This window comes from Ruegeria sp. SCSIO 43209 (assembly GCF_019904295.1).
Taxonomy (GTDB): Bacteria; Pseudomonadota; Alphaproteobacteria; order Rhodobacterales; family Rhodobacteraceae; genus Ruegeria.
Window position 1 is genome coordinate 19819 of record NZ_CP065359.1, and the last position, 14828, is coordinate 34646.

The following is a 14828-nucleotide window of genomic DNA, read 5'->3' on the forward strand; positions in this document are numbered from 1 at the left end:
GATCTATTCCAATGGCCAAGCTGACAATCGTCGCCAACATCAAAGCCAACCCTGACAAAATTGACCTCGTAAAGGCCGAGCTGATCAAGCTCATCGACATAACCCGAGCCGAAGAGGGTTGCATCAACTATGACCTGCACCAGGACAACGACAACCCGGCTCATTTCGTGTTCTACGAAAATTGGGAAAGCCGAGAGCTTTGGCAAACCCACATGGGTGCTCAGCACCTTGCGGCTTACCTGGAAGCAACAGAAGGCGCCGTTGCAGAATTCGCCCTAAATGAGATGACAGTCATCGGTTGATAAAGAACCGGACAAAGGAGCACGTTATGAAAGCCGTGGGATACCTAAAGACAGGGTCGATTGATCGGGCGGACGCCTTAATCGACTTCGAGGCCGATAAACCGACGCCGAAAGGGCACGACTTGTTGGTGAAGGTGCAGGCCGTGTCAGTGAACCCAGTCGATACGAAAATTCGTCAAAAACGTGCTCCTGTAGGTCCAGCACCAGATATTCTGGGGTGGGACGCAGTAGGGATCGTCGAAGCAGTTGGCGAAGCGGTTGAGACTTTCAGTCTGGGAGATACAGTTTGGTACGCCGGGGCAATAAACCGGTCGGGAACCAATGCCGAGTTTCATCTGGTGGATGAACGTATCGTCGGGTCAGCGCCAAAGTCCATACCTGCAAAAGCAGCTGCGGCGATGCCGCTAACGACGCTTACTGCTTTTGAGATGCTGTTCGACCGCTTGCGGGTCCAAGATGCCGTTTCCGGCGGAACCAATACGTTGCTGGTTATTGGTGGCGCAGGCGGTGTAGGGTCAATCACCATTCAATTAGCACGGGCCCTCACTGACATGACAGTGATAGCGACGGCGTCCCGACCCGAGACACAAGACTGGGTTCGAGAGTTAGGTGCACACCAAGTCATCAACCACGCGGAACCTTTTGGCTCACAACTCAAGGCTCTCGGTATCGACAGCGTGGATTTCATCTATTCGACAAACCATTCCCAGCTTTATGCGTCCCAAGCTGGAGAGGTGATGACGCCCCAAGGTCGCTTTGGGTTGATCGATGATCCTGAGACCTTCGACATCGCGCCGTTCAAACCCAAATCGATCTCATTGCATTGGGAGTTCATGTACACTCGGTCGCTTTTTGGGACTGGAGATATGAATCGTCAAAGCGAAATCCTGAATCAGGTCGGCGGTTTGATAGACAATGGAAAGATCAGATCCACAGCAACCGATACACTTGGTAGGATCAATGCTGCAAACTTAAAGAAAGCGCATGCTATCCTTGAAAGCGGTAAGGCCAAAGGAAAACTCGTGCTTGAGGGTTTTTAGATGAGAATTGAGCGGCTGGATCATGTGAATATCGTGACGACTAGGTTGCCTGAGATGGTTACTTGGTATGAAAAGGTCCTGGGTTTGAAACCCGGGGCCCGGCCCGATTTTCCGTTTCCCGGAGCATGGTTGTATGCGGGTAATCACGCCGTGGTTCATCTTGTGGGTCACGAAGGAACACCTAACGTTGGCTCTGAAGTGAGGCTCAAGCTCGAGCATTTTGCGCTCTCAGCCACGGGGTTGAGCGCATTCGAAGAAAAACTGATCTCGAGTCAGATCCAGTATCGCAAAACTGAAGTCCCTGGGGCTGGAATGGTGCAAGTCCATGTGGCCGATCCTGATGGAAATCACATTCACATAGACTTTGAAGAAACCGAATAAGTGGCTAACCCGCGAAATAGTCGCAACGCAAAATCAAGCCGGTAACTTCTTGCCGATTAGGGAATGAGGTCCTTGCCGGGTTGCTTCCAAGACTTGCGTGGGACAACATTTTTTGGGCGGTGCAAACGTCGATTTGGAGATCAGTATGCCGGACCTCAAAACTAACAAGAAAAACGTCATCGCTTTCTACGAAATGATGTTCAACGAGTGTCGACCTGCCGAGGCCATAGATATCTTTGTTGGGGAAACCTATACGCAGCACAACCCGCATGTTGGCGACGGAAAGCAAGCCTTTGTTGAGTACTTCGAGCGCATGGCCGCCGAATACCCGGGAAAGCGTGTGGACATCAAACGTGCGTTTGCTGAAGGCGATCACGTTGTTCTGCATTGCCATCAAATCTGGCCCGATGGTCTCGAGTACGCAGGGATTGATATTTTTCGCCTGGATGCTGATGGCAAGGTTGTCGAACACTGGGACGTTCTTCAGGAAGTTCCAGCAAACAGCGAGAATGACAATGGTATGTTTTGACTTCGTCGTTCTGACAGCGGTGCATGGAACTTCGAATGGGCCTGTCAGCTAAACCACCATAGTCAAAGGGCATAAGTCTGATCCAAGAGATCCGCCGAAGCGTATCTATCAAGAACCAATAAGGAAGGAGATAAATATGCTCCCGAAGAGTATTCTTGCGGCGACCCTTGGACTATTTGCAGCCACTTCGCTTCAAGCCGGAGTTCAAATTCGCTTCATAGAAGGCGCACCCAAAGACCGTTTTGTTCTGACAAATGTCGGATCGTGCGAAGTAGAAACCTCGACCGTTAAAATTGACTTGTCGCAATCTGCTGGACGTCTGATTTTCGACGTTACCGAAAAAGGCGCGGGTGTAGAGGTATTCCAACCGCTCGAATTCGTTGAGGGTGCGGATGCACTGCGTCAATTTCCTTCGGTCGTGGACGGGCAGAATACAATTGAACTTGAGATCGTTTCCCTCGCAGCCGGGGACAAATTAGCCTTTACCATCGATGTGGACGACACGATCGGGCAACGCGAAATCACCGTAACGGAGTCGGAGATCGAAGGCGCCACGGTGTCATATACCGACGCGGATGAGACCAGTACTGCGACCTTCTCTTCCGAAGCGCTTGTCAACGTGACGACCAAGGGCTGCTGAAAGCTATCCCACAATGTCGAATTGGATGGTCCGCATAGCATTTCTTGCGCCCGTGTTGGGAGGCGGCATCCTGATCGGGATATTGACCGCGCCTGGCGATTGGTATGCGCAGCTTTCTAAACCTGCTTTCAATCCACCAAATTGGATATTTGGCCCGGTCTGGACGGTGCTTTATGTCTTGATCGCCATGGCGGGTTCACGCCAGTTCGAAACAGACCGAAGCTCGACTGCCATGAAGCTGTGGTGGGCACAGATGGGTCTGAACTTTTTGTGGTCCCCAACCTTTTTCGTAATGCAACTACCGTGGATTGCCTTTGTGATCATTGTCGCGTTGCTGATTGTGATCGTCATGTTCATCGCTCTGGTCAGGAGCTCGGATCAGGTTTCCGCACTAGCCTTCCTGCCGTACTTTGCATGGGTCGCATTTGCCACTGTCTTGAACCTTTCTATTGCAATACTGAACTGAGAAAAAACGATATGCGTGGAAACTTCGCTGGGCTTGTTTCAGGTCTTGTTATCATCGGATCTATAATGGCACAGGCTGATGAAAATCTTGCAGAAGACTTCTCCAAGTCTCCGGAGACGAGTTGGGACTACGTTGCCGACACCGTCATGGGAGGAGTTTCTTCAGGACAGGTGCAGTTTCGTTCGGAACGTGATGTTGCGTTCGCCCGGTTGACCGGAACTGTCAGCACAAAAAACAACGGCGGCTTTATCCAGTTCCGACGCAAGTTGTCTGATCGACCAGATGAGGGTGTATCGGGCGTCAGGCTGTTGGTACGGGGGAATGGCGAGCAATACTTCGTCCACCTCAGGACACGTGGCACGGTGCTTCCATGGCAATACTATCAGGCCGCGTTCGCAACTTCTGACAACTGGACCGAAGTCTGGTTACCTCTCCCAGGCTTCAAAGCTTCAGGTGCCATGTTGCGCGCTATTCCCGTTGCTGACGAAATCACCTCAGTTGGAGTTGTAGCCTACGGGAGAGATCACGAGGCCCGCGTAGATGTCAGCGAGATTGGTTTCTATTGAAGGTTTCCCAAGAGAGGGCTGCAATCTTCAAATAGGTCTGTTTGGAACCGCGCGGGATCTAAATTTACAAACCATCTTCCCGATGGAATACATTCCGTTGATGCCCGAGCATCAATTTGGACAGGTCTGATCAGGCTGCTCAACAACAGCAACCGACATTGCCAATCCAATTGTCTTTGCTCATCGTTTTCAAGCGACTAAATTGGGTCCATGGAAGAAGTCACTCGACTGACCGAATGGATGATTACAGAAGGTCGTCGCTCCGGTGATCCTGTAAGGGTGGTGTCACAGTTTTGTTCCTCCTTGATCGAAGCCGGAGTGCCGCTATGGCGGGCAAACATTGGCCAGCGCTTTGCCAACCCATTGCTTATTGCCTGGGGGGTAGTTTGGACGCCTGAAGGCACCGACAGCTACGACGTCACGCATGAGACGATGTTGACAGATGGTTATGTCGGGAGTTCATTCGAGTATATTCTTGCGAACAGAAAGCCACTTCACAAAAGTCTTCGGCGACTGGACTTGGAAACAGAGCATTCATCCTATCTTGAATTTGCAGAGCAGGGCGGCACCGACTACTACGCTACTTTGCTCTATTACGGCGATGGATCGCTGCATGGATGTACGTTCGTTACTCAGGCAAAGGATGGATTCTCGCCCGAACATCTTAGGCTGATTGAAGCGGCCTTACCGGCCCTTTCTTCCGCCTTGGAACCTGTCACGATGCGAAAATCGTCTAAAGGTCTGCTTCGAACTTATTTAGGAGATGGACCTTCCGAGGCCGTCTGGAGCGGCAATATAAAGCGCGGAGAGCGAACAACTTTGGATGCCGTGGTGATGTTCTCTGATCTGCGAGGCTTTACAGCACTTTCCGAGACCTCTCCGGAAGAAGATATCTTCGACACGCTTAGCGACTATTTTGATCTGGTGGTTAAAGCCGTAGAGGACAACGGTGGAGACGTCCTCAAGTTCATGGGCGATGGCATCCTGTCGATCTTTACTATTGAAGCGCAAAAAGACCATGCCGACCGCTGCAGAATGGCGGCTCTTGCAGCGCAGAGTGTGCTGAGTGGTTTGAACGATCTCAACACCAGACGAGACGGGTTTCAAAAACCGCCTTTGGATGTTGGTATTGGAATTAACGTCGGGCAGGTCAGCTATGGTAATATCGGCAGCCCCGGCAGGCTTGATTTCACAGTTCTGGGCGGGGCGGTGAACGTTGCAAGCCGAATTGAAGGTTTAACAAAAGCAATTGGTCGGAGGGTGTTGGCGACGTCAGCCGTTGCAAGTGCTGCTCCGAGCATGTTCGTTAGCTGTGGGGATCACGAAATACGTGGCCTTGCGCAGCCCATTGAATTGTTCTTTCTCACTGAAGTTGCACAATAATCAGCTATAGTTATTCAAAACAATCTACCTTCGGCATCTTACGAGATTAGACGATCGCTAGAAATGAAACACAAAGCGCAAAAATCCACTAAGGCGCGGCAAGCTGAACCTAACTGTTTGAGTAACCGGAAAACGGGACTTGCCCGTTGTCGTTCAGCTTCCCTGGAATGATGAACATGGCCATTGACTTTGGTAGCAGGCATTTTCCCGCCAGCATTTGATAAAATGAATATCTAGTCTGTATTAAGAATTGGATATTGGGAAATATCTGCGACTGATGACCTATGTCTTTTCTGCCGCCATCTTCGCAGGCGCCGGTGACGGCCAAGCGATCAAGTAGTTTGCAGAAACCTAAAGCTGGGACCCAATTGGTAAAATACTTAATAGCCCGGCAACTATGTGATCCCAGGCCGATCCTGTCGGCTCGAATTGGTATTCAAGAATGGTGCCATCATTGGCTCTTGTCGTCCATTTAAGCTGGCCAGCTTGCTCGAGCGTCACGTTATATGTGTATGCGGGTAGTGCGTCGTCCAAGGCTCCCATCGTCTGCGCAGTCAATGCTGGAGAGTCAATCAGAATTCCCATCTCGGTGTTGATGTTGACAGATCGCGGATCCCAGTTGAATGAACCCACGAATAAGTACTGGTCATCAATTGCAAATGCCTTGGAGTGCAGGCCTGACCTGGATTGAGCCCAGTTAATACCGCGGCGTTGGACTTGATAAGCGTCGGGTCGCAGCTCGTAGAGTTCTACTCCACCGCGTAGTAGTGCTCGGCGTTTCTTGGCGTAGTGTGCGTAAACGGGTGCGACGTCGTTAGATGCAAGTGAATTGGTTACAACCTTTACGTCGACCCCACGGTTCTCGAGTTCGGTCAGCCATTTCACACCGTTGTTGCGCGGCACGAAGTAGGCGGACACGATGTTCACTTCACTGCTGGCATTCTCAAAGTACGGAAGCAATTGAGATGCAAGAACGGGACCTGAGTTCTCGAGGCCCGCGGCCTTTGAAGGCGGATCAGCATAAAGTTTCGCTGGCAGCCAATCCAGTAACAGGGCGCCATCCGCGAAGTTCTCTTTTGCCGACTTTCTGAGCGCTGCGCCGTACTGCGTTTGCTTCGCTTCCTCGACGAGTTCATTCAACCTGCTGCGTGCATCGCTCAGGTCAAATTCTTCGGGTTCTCCGACAACCACGCGAGCCGGAACTGCGAATTCGCTGTTCCAGTAAGCGTCAAAGCTACGTGACACTTCGCGTACAACTGGGCCTGCGGCCAGCACATCCAGATCAGCATAGTTCATTTCTTCCCGCGCCAAAAAATACTCGGCACCGATGTTTCTCCCACCCACAATCGTGAACACGTTGTCTGCTGTCATGGACTTGTTGTGCATTCTGCGATTGATGCGTTTGAAATCAGTCAGACCCGCGATCAAAAGGCTCTGATCTCGCCAGAACGGGTTGAATAGCCTTATTTCAATGTTTTTGTGATTGTCCAACGCAGCGGTCATCGCGTCGTAGCCCGACGTATCCATATCATCCAACAACAGCCTGACACGAACACCCCGATCCGCCGCTTGCAATAGGCTGGCAGCGAACAGGTGACCGGTTGGGTCGTCGTGCAGAAGATAGTATTGCGCGTCTATCGTTCGCTCGGCCGCAGTGGCCAACAACAGCCGTGATACGAGCGCTTCTTCTCCATCACTGATCAGCTTGATGCCTGACCGACCGTCTTTAGGATCCCCAAGGCGATTGGCCGCCTGACCCAGAGCCGTGCTGGAATTTGCCGGTAGCGCAGCTGATACCGTCTTTTCATACGTGCGGGTTTTCGGAGCGCAAGCGACAAGAAACAGCGCGCAACAAACACTAATCACGAACTTCCATTGCGCCATAGACTTCCTCCAACCCCATGTCCTAGGTGACTACGCCCGAGCGTGCGATTGCAAGTTTGTTCTATGAAGCCTGAGGTTGTTTCGTTCGCTGGTGTTGATTTCGTAACTCTCACAAGCGCCATGTTGTTGGTTTGCGATTTCGACACTCCCCTGTTCCAACGGACTATGGCAGAACCCAGATGCGTTGAACCACACCGCTCGTAACCAGTTTCCGTGTTATAAGTCTCTGATCAGGTAAAATGATGCTCTCTGATTTTGGAAGTTTAGGTGCTCTTAGCATTGACGTGTTACGATTCCGCCCCACAGTTTTGACGCAGATTTTCGGAGCATCCTGAGTGTTTGTGAGGACCACCGCCTTATTGATTTTTGCTGTGTCGATCCCGGCCACGGCATTGCAGCTTCGCGAAACAGGGCGTTATGAACTTAATCAGCCCGCAAGTCTTGACTACGATCCGACCTTTTGTGGGTTGTGGATTGCGAACGAGGGGCCCGAGGCAATTCTCGTTACATTGCAAGGTGATGAATTGCGCCGTATATCCAGCGATCTCTTTCGGATCAAAGCAATTGCTGTTGAAGGGGATCACTTGTTGCTGGGCGATGGTCTCGGCAGTCTTCAACGTGTCACCAAGGACGGATCGCGCCTGGGAGCACCCTTCGAATTGGAAGGTGGTTTCGCGGATACGGAAGGAATTGCGATCAACGCCAAGGGACAGATCGTGACCGTAGAGGATGACCCCGAACGGTTGTCGTGGTTCACCTCAGAGGGTGCTTTGACGGCGAGGTTGGATACCATGAAGCTCTCTCCTCCCTTGAGTGAGGCGCAGGGCATCGCGATTGATCCGCGTACAGGCCACATGTTGATTGTTGATGACTGGGAAGGGTCAAACAGCCTGTATGAGTTCACGGCAGATGGCCAGCTTCTCGCCCAGCAAAGCTTGTTGGAGTTCGGAACCGACCCAGAAGGCATCGCCATTAGGCCGGGATCCAACCAACTGTTCGTGGCATTCGATGGCGGCGCGAAGATTGTGACATTTGACTACACGCCCACTTTGCCTGAAGGATCGCTGCCGCTCCCGCCGGGCGCGGATTGCATGATGTTCTGAAAATTTAGTTGCTTGCTTCGGCTGGCGCAGGTTTCGGCTAGTCGCGCTCGCTGTCCAAAGTTTCGCGTATGAACGTCAGATTAGGCAATGATTCATGGAACGGTTCAGGCCCGATTTCGGACAAAACTGGAGCCAGGGATTCCGACATCCGCTCCATACAAGCTTTCAAAAACTCCGCGCCTTGCGGTGTAGGCCGAGCAATTTTCGAACGCTTGTCATTGGGGTTGGCCTCAAGAGTAATCAGGTTATGATTTTCAAGACTGGAGAGCATGTGCGTCATCGAAGTTTTAGGCACTTGAAACGCGTTCGAAAGTTGCTGTGGAGTTTCACCCTCGGGGCGCCGTACCAGATGGCCCAAAATTCCGAATTGAGTCGCCGTCATTCTACCAGGCAAGAACGCTTCCAGCTTGGTCGAGATCAACTGATTGATGATCCCGACTTCGGTGAAGAACCGGTAAACTTCCTTGGTCTCATCTTCAGGCTTCATTCAGAATTCGTGTCTCCAGCGGCCAGCGGGGTGTGGCAATTGGTTCAGGTCCATACCCCAAACGCAGCAACATTTGCACCGTGTGGTCCGGTGACGCAAGAAGCTCATGCGCCAGAGCGTATTCATCGGCCATCTCAGGATATTCCTGAAGGGCCTGGCTGACAGGATGAACGCCTAGGCCCATTTCGGTTGTCTTCAGGTAGAAACGCATCAACTGACGTCCTGCATCAAGTTGATCGCTTCGCGTATTTGTGGCTGTCGCGAGGACTGCGTATTGCGGTGTCGCGTCTAGCATAGCGAAGTAGTCTTGCATGTGCGCCTGAGTGCCTGGGTGATCAACGTTCATCAGGGTCTCATTGTCCAATAGGCCAGTAAGTCGCAGCGTTTCCAGCATGGGATCACGCAGTTCAATCCCGTCTGGGTTTGCGTTGATTTCTGCTTTGCCGATCCGCATCAGGTCGACGGATTCTCTAAGGGTCTGTGGAGTTCGCATTTCGATTTCAAAAGCGCGTTTTGTGAGGTCTCGAATACGGGCCACTAGATCCTCATCGGAAATCAGAGTGGCATAGTTTTCAAGGACCGATATTTCCGCCTCAGAGAGCCGCTGTTCAGTGTACGGTTCTTTATTTGAATGTCGGTTGAGGATTTGATCTGAGAGTGGATCGGATGCCCCGCCAGATACAAACATCGCTTCTGCGATAGGTCCGTCATTCCCATCTGGCAGTAACTCGACCTCAGTATCAAACCCGTGAGCACCTGCTGCCAGAACCATCGTTTCAACAAATGCACCGAGGCCAATATAGAGCTGGCGGTGGTAAGGATCGGTTTCCGGAAGCTCGCGATCTGTATCACGGTGGATCCGCACCTTGTCTTGCCCAACCAACTCGATCAGCCAAGGTTGCAAATTGTGCGGATTGGGGGCGAGAATTGCGTAGGACAAAGCAGCCTTGCGTGGGTCATCATACGGTTTCGGCGTCCACGGAGCTAAAGCTTCATGGGGTGTACGTGTCGTGAGAAACCCAGCCGCGCCCGTTGCCGCCAGTATTGTGCCTCCGCCTAGAATCTTGAGAAAACGTCTTCGGTTTGGCATCTTGACTCTCCAATAGTACGATATCGAACTAAATTAATACGAAATCGTACCATTTCAACCCCAATCGATGCAGTGATTGTTTGAGCGACTAGAAAAAAGAATATCAGAGCAGCCGGAGGCAACTGCGGGTTGCCGTTATCGACAAGTATTCGGAGCGCCTTTAGTACCGGAAATAAGCAGTTACTTTAGTTGACTAACGACCGGATACGAGAAGATCAGAGGCTGTTGAGCCGATGCTTTTCGAGTATCTCGCAAAGCATAGCCTTGGCTTGCAGCCTGTGTTCTCGATGACGTTCACGGGCGACATCCGGACGACCTTCACTAATCGCTTGGAAAACAACCCGATGATCTTCATTGGATTTGACGGGCAGGGGTCTGATGAACAAGGTCGTTGCGCGCGCGCGGCGCACCTGGTCGCTCATCATGGCGACAATCGCTTCGACCCGTTTGTTGCCGCCCAACCGAACGAGCTCTTGATGAAATAACTCATCGGCCTCGGCCCAGGCTTCAAGATCTTCGGCTTCGATGGCTCGGTCCATCTTCGCAATTGATCCAGCAAGTACCGAAAGTTCATCTTCTGAATAACCCGCTTCGGCAGCGCGTTGTGCAGCGAGGCTCTCGAGCTCCGTCAGGATGTCGTAGATTTCACGCATATCGTCTGATGAAACCGGCAGTATCCGCACGCCTTTGCGGGGCCGCATCTCCAACAACCCCTTGCTTTCTAACATCAGCGCAGCTTCCCGTATCGGGGTGCGGGACATACCAAGGGTTTCGGCGAGTTCCGACTCCAGGTGGTCCGTTCCGGCTGCAAGTTCGCCGGACAGGATCATCTGCCGCAAATCCCTAACGGCGCGTTGCGTATTGGAAAGAGTTTTTGCGTCTTGACCCTTCACGGCGTCTCCAGGTTGATCTTTCGTCCCTCCGCAGCCGAGAGATAGATGCTCTCTTCGATGCGGATCACGTCCAAATAGTCTCGAGCCGTGTTTTCCAGCGGCGTGCCCTTTACAAGGCCTGAAACGACGTGACTTTGCAAGGCGTGGACGCAATCGCCGCCAAATCCATTATGATCGCTTGGAGGTAGAATTTGCTGCTGCGCCTGCTTTCCAAAAGCGCGGAGTTCAACTGAACCATCGCCGTTAAGAACCAATGATCCTGTTGTTCCTTCAATGAGGGCTTCACCCATAGTTTGACGCAGGTTTTTGGCGCTGTGGTCAAGACACCTGTTCCCATCGAACAGAGCTTTCAAACCATTGGGATGATCAAACAGGATATAGCCGGCATCCTCACCCGCGATAATGGGGTTCACTTGGCGCAAGTCCGCATAAACTGCGCTGGGCGCATCGAACAAGAATCGGAATGTGTCTACCCAGTGAACTGCTGTTTCATGAACCAGGAAACGCGGCATGTCCTGAAAATACGGCTGCCGGTCAAGATAGGCGCGTGGTCCTTGTCCGTCGCCAGGCCGAAGCCGGAAAGTAGCTTGTAGAGGTGTACCAATTCGACCCTCGGTCATCGCCTCTTTGATCGCGCGATACCAAGGTTGAAAGCGAAAGTTCTCGTGTACAACAATAGTTGCTCCTACCGCTTCGGCCTCTGAAACAATTTTCTCAGCTTCATGCAACGACATGCAGAAAGGTTTTTGGCAGATCAACCACTTTATTCCAGAGTGCAGCGCCGTTCGGATGGCATCGGCCTGCGCCACAGGCGGGAGGATGATGTCAACGAGATCTGGTTTTTCCGCCTCCAGCATTTTTGACAGATCATCGTAAGCGGCCAGTCCTGTTTCTTTCGCCTTTTTGATGTCACGGTTGCAGGATGCAATCGGAACCGCTCCGGGCATTCGAGACCAGCTTTCGTAGTGGAACTTGCTGAAATACCCCGCACCTACGCACGCGACCGTGATGGCTTGTTGAGTATTCATGCCAGCAATGCTTCCAATACCGATGAGGCTGCGTCCTGCGTTCCGGCTGTGCCACCTAGGTCACGCGTCAGGTTTTGACCGCTCTCAGTCACCTTTTCCACGGCTTCCCGTAAACGTTCGCCATCTTTGGACAGTTCTGGATGATTATGGGTCAACCCTAACCATTCAAGCATCATTGCTGCAGACAGGATCATCGCGAAAGGATTGGCAATGTCTTGTCCCGCAATGTCCGGAGCAGAGCCGTGACAGGGTTGGAACACGGCGTGGTTCAACCCGATATCTGCTGAAGGAGCCAATCCAAGACCGCCCATAAGGCCGGCGCCAAGGTCAGAAAGGATGTCGCCGAACATGTTTTCAGTCACCAAAACATCGAATTCCCAAGGCTTCTGCACCATCCAAAGCGCAGTGGCATCAACATAAGCATGGTCTGCCCGCAATTTGGGATGGCGAGCGGCTTCAGCGTCAAACATCGATCTGAAGAATGCAAAGGCGCGGAACACATTGGCCTTGTCGACACAGGTAACCCGCCCCTTGCCACGCCCTGAAGCCTTTCGGTTTTTGGCAAGTTCAAACGCGAACCGGAATAGCTTTTCAGATATCTCGCGCGTGATCAAAAGGGTTTCACGTGCCTCGTCTTCGGTGACTTCCCCCGCGCCTTGAGTGAAGAACAACCCTTCAGTGCTTTCACGAATCAAGACAAAGTCGATCTCTTTTCCGGGAGGCAGCGCCAAGGGGGTCATTTGTCCGCTGCTAACCTTTACCGGACGCACGCCGGCAAAAAGGCCGAGCTGCTTCCGCAGGTCGATCTGTGGTGAAATCTCGGTTCCGTCAGGGTAGCGAACATCCGGCAAACCCATTGCAGATAGCAGAATCGCATCAGCCTTGCGTGCAGTTTCAAGTGAACCAGTCGGAAACGATTCTCCAGTTTTGGCGTAGTGGGCTGCGCCCGCCGGAGCGTCTGTAAACACCAGTTCGTAGGAAGGACTGCCGCGCGAGAGCTGACGCAGAATTTCAAGCGTAGGGGCCATAATTTCCGGGCCGATTCCGTCCCCGTGGAACACTGCCACATCATAACTTTTCTTCATCTTAGCCCGCTTCCTTCCCGTTTCGCATTCATAGCGCGATAGCAGCTTTCACTACAGTCCGTTGACAACGCATTCTTTAATGTATACGCAAATAAATGCAATAATAAACGCAAAGATGTTTGGGAGGACTTGGAAATGAAACTGAAGTTAGGGCAGTTGGCGGCTGCAGCCGTGATTGCAACCGGGATTTCAGGGGCTGCTACCGCGCAGGATTACCCTTACCGTGATATCACCACAGCTGTGGTCTGGGGGGCCGGTGGCGGCACGGACACGATCAACCGAATGATCATGGCCGAAATGGAAAAACACCTTCCAGTCTCGATCAATGTGATCAACCAAACCGGTGGGGTCGCAGGCTCCAACGGCATGGTCTACGTCATGAACCAACCAGACGATGGCTACACATTGGTTGGTCTGTCTGAATCGAACGTCACCGCTGCTGTGCAGGGAGGTTGGGATAAGAAATTTGACTTTTGGTATCCGTTTATTGTTGGCGGATCACCCGATCTGATCTCGGTTCCGGCGGACAGCCCTTACAACACTCTGGAAGAACTGGTCGACGCTGCCAAAGCCGCTCCTGGCACTATTCCCGCTGCCGCGTCCGGCGCGGGTTCGATCCACCACTTGAATCTTCTCGCCATCGAGAAAGGGTCCGGTGCAGAGTTCAAGTTTGTTCCATACAAAGGCTCAGCGCCCGGGCAGGAAGCGGCGATAGCAGGTGAGGTTGCGTTGGTTGTGACTTCGCTGGCTGAACAAGCTCCTTTGATCGAAGGCGGACAATTGAAGCCACTTGCGATGTTGACACCGGAAGATGCGCAGATTGCCGGAGCTACAGTGCCATCTGCCTTTGGCATCTATGACGGTCTCGACAAGTATCTGCCGCTAAAACAAGCCATCGGATTCGCCGTTCACAGCTCGGCTGGAGATGATGTGAAGGCGGCCCTCGGCGATGCGTTCGAGCAGGCGATTGCATCCGATACCGTCGCTGAATGGGCTGAGGCAAACAATTATGATGTCGGTGGTCAACACGGCGAAGAAGCTCAAGAATTGTTTGCGAACCTTGAGGCTACTTTTGCCTATACCTTGCAAGATTTGGGCGCTGCCACGGTCGATCCAGCCTCGCTGGGTATCGAGAAGCCCTAATCCGATCAACTTTGGAAGGGCGCGTCTGATCGCGCCCTTTCCTCCAGGAGGCAGGCATGGACAAAATCGACGAAACACTGGTCATGCGGACCCGCGATTTCTGGGCTGCGATTGTTCTAATAACAGTGTCCGTCTTTTTCCTTTGGAAGACGTTGGACATCCCACTTTGGGGTGAAAACCGCGCAGGTGTAAGTGGGTCGGACTGGTACAACTCGGCTGCAATTGTACCGTTGTTCATCTTCTGTGGATTGCTTGTGTTGTCCTTCGTCTTGCTGGCTAATTCGATCCGCTCAGGTGGAGCCCAGAACGCACTCACGGCTTTGGGGATTGGATGGGATAAGTCGGAAGCCTATCGAGCAACAACAATAGGCCTGATCCTTCTTGCATACGTCGTCGGGCTGGTTCCCAGAGTGGACTTCATATTGTGCTCGGGGTTACTGATTACAGCTTTGACTTACGGCTACTACGGCGGTCACGCGCGGCGTGCTTTGGTAGCCTGTATCGCAGTTGTTTCTGCCGGGGTTTTTGCGTTCGCCGTGTTTCCCGCGCAGGCGGAATGGAATGCACACGGTGATGATTGGTTTACACTGGCCCTATGGGTCTCGCTATCACTTGTGGTGTTGACCAAAGCGGCTTCCGAACGCGTTTTGCGGTTTGTGCCAGTCGTCGCAATACTGGCCCCGCTGATCCTCGTCTGCGCGATGGCCTTTATTTTCCGACAGAACGTGCCCGCGCGCGGGGGGCTGATCTTCAAGCAAATCGAATACCACTACTACGTGACGCTTCGTCCGTTATGGAAAGACTGACC

17 protein-coding genes are annotated in these 14828 nt (G+C 52.4%); 11 read left to right on the forward strand and 6 right to left on the reverse strand.

Features of this window, described 5'->3' with window-relative positions; translation table 11 throughout:
* The first annotated feature begins 11 nt into the window (after positions 1-11).
* From I5192_RS00080 to I5192_RS00115, 8 genes are all read left to right on the forward strand, one after another.
* Complete coding sequence (locus tag I5192_RS00080; RefSeq protein ID WP_170408604.1) at positions 12-302, forward strand: putative quinol monooxygenase; 291 nt, start codon at positions 12-14, stop codon at positions 300-302.
* Between the two features lie 26 nt (positions 303-328).
* Positions 329-1342 (forward strand): zinc-binding alcohol dehydrogenase family protein, encoded by a 1014-nt coding sequence (locus I5192_RS00085; protein ID WP_170408725.1) that lies wholly within the window; start codon positions 329-331, stop codon positions 1340-1342.
* A complete protein-coding gene (locus I5192_RS00090) occupies positions 1343-1723 on the forward strand; it encodes a VOC family protein (protein ID WP_223117470.1) in 381 nt (126 codons plus the stop codon). It begins immediately after the preceding gene.
* 145 nt (positions 1724-1868) lie between these two features.
* On the forward strand, positions 1869-2252 hold the full coding sequence (locus I5192_RS00095) for a nuclear transport factor 2 family protein (RefSeq protein ID WP_223118240.1): 384 nt from the start codon (positions 1869-1871) through the stop codon (positions 2250-2252).
* A 136-nt stretch (positions 2253-2388) separates the two neighbouring features.
* The gene (locus I5192_RS00100; RefSeq protein WP_223117471.1) at positions 2389-2892 is read left to right on the forward strand and encodes an aggregation factor core; all 504 of its coding nucleotides are present in this window, start codon (positions 2389-2391) and stop codon (positions 2890-2892) included.
* 13 nt (positions 2893-2905) lie between these two features.
* Entirely contained in the window at positions 2906-3358 is a 453-nt protein-coding gene (locus I5192_RS00105) for a TspO/MBR family protein (protein ID WP_223117472.1), read from the forward strand.
* Between the two features lie 11 nt (positions 3359-3369).
* Positions 3370-3924, forward strand: coding sequence for a CIA30 family protein (locus tag I5192_RS00110; protein ID WP_170733513.1), 555 nt, complete (start codon positions 3370-3372; stop codon positions 3922-3924).
* Positions 3925-4134: 210 nt separating this feature from the next.
* Positions 4135-5307 carry an adenylate/guanylate cyclase domain-containing protein gene (locus I5192_RS00115; RefSeq protein ID WP_170567650.1) on the forward strand — a complete coding sequence of 391 codons (1173 nt, stop codon included), beginning with the start codon at positions 4135-4137 and terminating at the stop codon, positions 5305-5307.
* Positions 5308-5658: 351 nt separating this feature from the next.
* Here I5192_RS00115 and I5192_RS00120 read toward each other — a convergent pair whose 3' ends face one another.
* A complete protein-coding gene (locus I5192_RS00120; protein WP_223117473.1) occupies positions 5659-7191 on the reverse strand; it encodes a phospholipase D family protein in 1533 nt (510 codons plus the stop codon).
* 335 nt (positions 7192-7526) lie between these two features.
* Here I5192_RS00120 and I5192_RS00125 point away from each other — a divergent pair, with 335 nt between their 5' ends.
* A complete protein-coding gene (locus tag I5192_RS00125; protein WP_255611999.1) occupies positions 7527-8294 on the forward strand; it encodes a hypothetical protein in 768 nt (255 codons plus the stop codon).
* A gap of 37 nt (positions 8295-8331) precedes the next feature.
* On the opposite strand, the gene I5192_RS00130 is transcribed toward I5192_RS00125, so the two are convergent.
* The 5 genes from I5192_RS00130 to I5192_RS00150 form a co-directional block, all read right to left on the reverse strand.
* The gene (locus tag I5192_RS00130; RefSeq protein WP_223117474.1) at positions 8332-8781 is read right to left on the reverse strand and encodes a MarR family winged helix-turn-helix transcriptional regulator; all 450 of its coding nucleotides are present in this window, start codon (positions 8779-8781) and stop codon (positions 8332-8334) included.
* Positions 8771-9871, reverse strand: coding sequence for a nitroreductase family protein (locus tag I5192_RS00135; RefSeq protein ID WP_223117475.1), 1101 nt, complete (start codon positions 9869-9871; stop codon positions 8771-8773). Before I5192_RS00135 ends, I5192_RS00130 begins: the two co-directional genes overlap by 11 nt.
* 215 nt (positions 9872-10086) lie before the next feature.
* The gene (locus I5192_RS00140; RefSeq protein WP_170395106.1) at positions 10087-10764 is read right to left on the reverse strand and encodes a GntR family transcriptional regulator; all 678 of its coding nucleotides are present in this window, start codon (positions 10762-10764) and stop codon (positions 10087-10089) included.
* Positions 10761-11792, reverse strand: a complete 1032-nt coding sequence (locus I5192_RS00145; RefSeq protein ID WP_170408442.1) for a Gfo/Idh/MocA family protein — start codon at positions 11790-11792, stop codon at positions 10761-10763. The genes I5192_RS00140 and I5192_RS00145 overlap by 4 nt, the downstream gene beginning before the upstream one ends.
* On the reverse strand, positions 11789-12877 hold the full coding sequence (locus I5192_RS00150; RefSeq protein ID WP_223117476.1) for an isocitrate/isopropylmalate dehydrogenase family protein: 1089 nt from the start codon (positions 12875-12877) through the stop codon (positions 11789-11791). The genes I5192_RS00145 and I5192_RS00150 overlap by 4 nt, the downstream gene beginning before the upstream one ends.
* Before the next feature lie 135 nt (positions 12878-13012).
* Between I5192_RS00150 and I5192_RS00155 the strand changes: the two genes are divergently transcribed.
* Both I5192_RS00155 and I5192_RS00160 read left to right on the forward strand, forming a co-directional pair.
* Positions 13013-14020: a tripartite tricarboxylate transporter substrate binding protein gene (locus tag I5192_RS00155; protein WP_170513339.1), complete on the forward strand. Its 1008-nt coding sequence runs from the start codon at positions 13013-13015 to the stop codon at positions 14018-14020.
* A gap of 56 nt (positions 14021-14076) precedes the next feature.
* Positions 14077-14826 carry a hypothetical protein gene (locus tag I5192_RS00160; RefSeq protein ID WP_223117477.1) on the forward strand — a complete coding sequence of 250 codons (750 nt, stop codon included), beginning with the start codon at positions 14077-14079 and terminating at the stop codon, positions 14824-14826.
* The last annotated feature ends 2 nt before the right edge of the window (positions 14827-14828 follow it).

Coding starts and splice junctions, on each gene's coding strand:
- I5192_RS00115 (WP_170567650.1), top strand. CDS start 4,135: ATGGAAGAAGTCACTCGACTGACCGAATGGATGATTACAGAAGGTCGT.
- I5192_RS00080 (WP_170408604.1), top strand. CDS start 12: ATGGCCAAGCTGACAATCGTCGCCAACATCAAAGCCAACCCTGACAAA.
- I5192_RS00135 (WP_223117475.1), bottom strand. CDS start 9,871: ATGCCAAACCGAAGACGTTTTCTCAAGATTCTAGGCGGAGGCACAATA.
- I5192_RS00105 (WP_223117472.1), top strand. CDS start 2,906: ATGTCGAATTGGATGGTCCGCATAGCATTTCTTGCGCCCGTGTTGGGA.
- I5192_RS00110 (WP_170733513.1), top strand. CDS start 3,370: ATGCGTGGAAACTTCGCTGGGCTTGTTTCAGGTCTTGTTATCATCGGA.
- I5192_RS00085 (WP_170408725.1), top strand. CDS start 329: ATGAAAGCCGTGGGATACCTAAAGACAGGGTCGATTGATCGGGCGGAC.
- I5192_RS00130 (WP_223117474.1), bottom strand. CDS start 8,781: ATGAAGCCTGAAGATGAGACCAAGGAAGTTTACCGGTTCTTCACCGAA.
- I5192_RS00090 (WP_223117470.1), top strand. CDS start 1,343: ATGAGAATTGAGCGGCTGGATCATGTGAATATCGTGACGACTAGGTTG.
- I5192_RS00100 (WP_223117471.1), top strand. CDS start 2,389: ATGCTCCCGAAGAGTATTCTTGCGGCGACCCTTGGACTATTTGCAGCC.
- I5192_RS00160 (WP_223117477.1), top strand. CDS start 14,077: ATGGACAAAATCGACGAAACACTGGTCATGCGGACCCGCGATTTCTGG.
- I5192_RS00120 (WP_223117473.1), bottom strand. CDS start 7,191: ATGGCGCAATGGAAGTTCGTGATTAGTGTTTGTTGCGCGCTGTTTCTT.
- I5192_RS00150 (WP_223117476.1), bottom strand. CDS start 12,877: ATGAAGAAAAGTTATGATGTGGCAGTGTTCCACGGGGACGGAATCGGC.
- I5192_RS00145 (WP_170408442.1), bottom strand. CDS start 11,792: ATGAATACTCAACAAGCCATCACGGTCGCGTGCGTAGGTGCGGGGTAT.
- I5192_RS00155 (WP_170513339.1), top strand. CDS start 13,013: ATGAAACTGAAGTTAGGGCAGTTGGCGGCTGCAGCCGTGATTGCAACC.
- I5192_RS00095 (WP_223118240.1), top strand. CDS start 1,869: ATGCCGGACCTCAAAACTAACAAGAAAAACGTCATCGCTTTCTACGAA.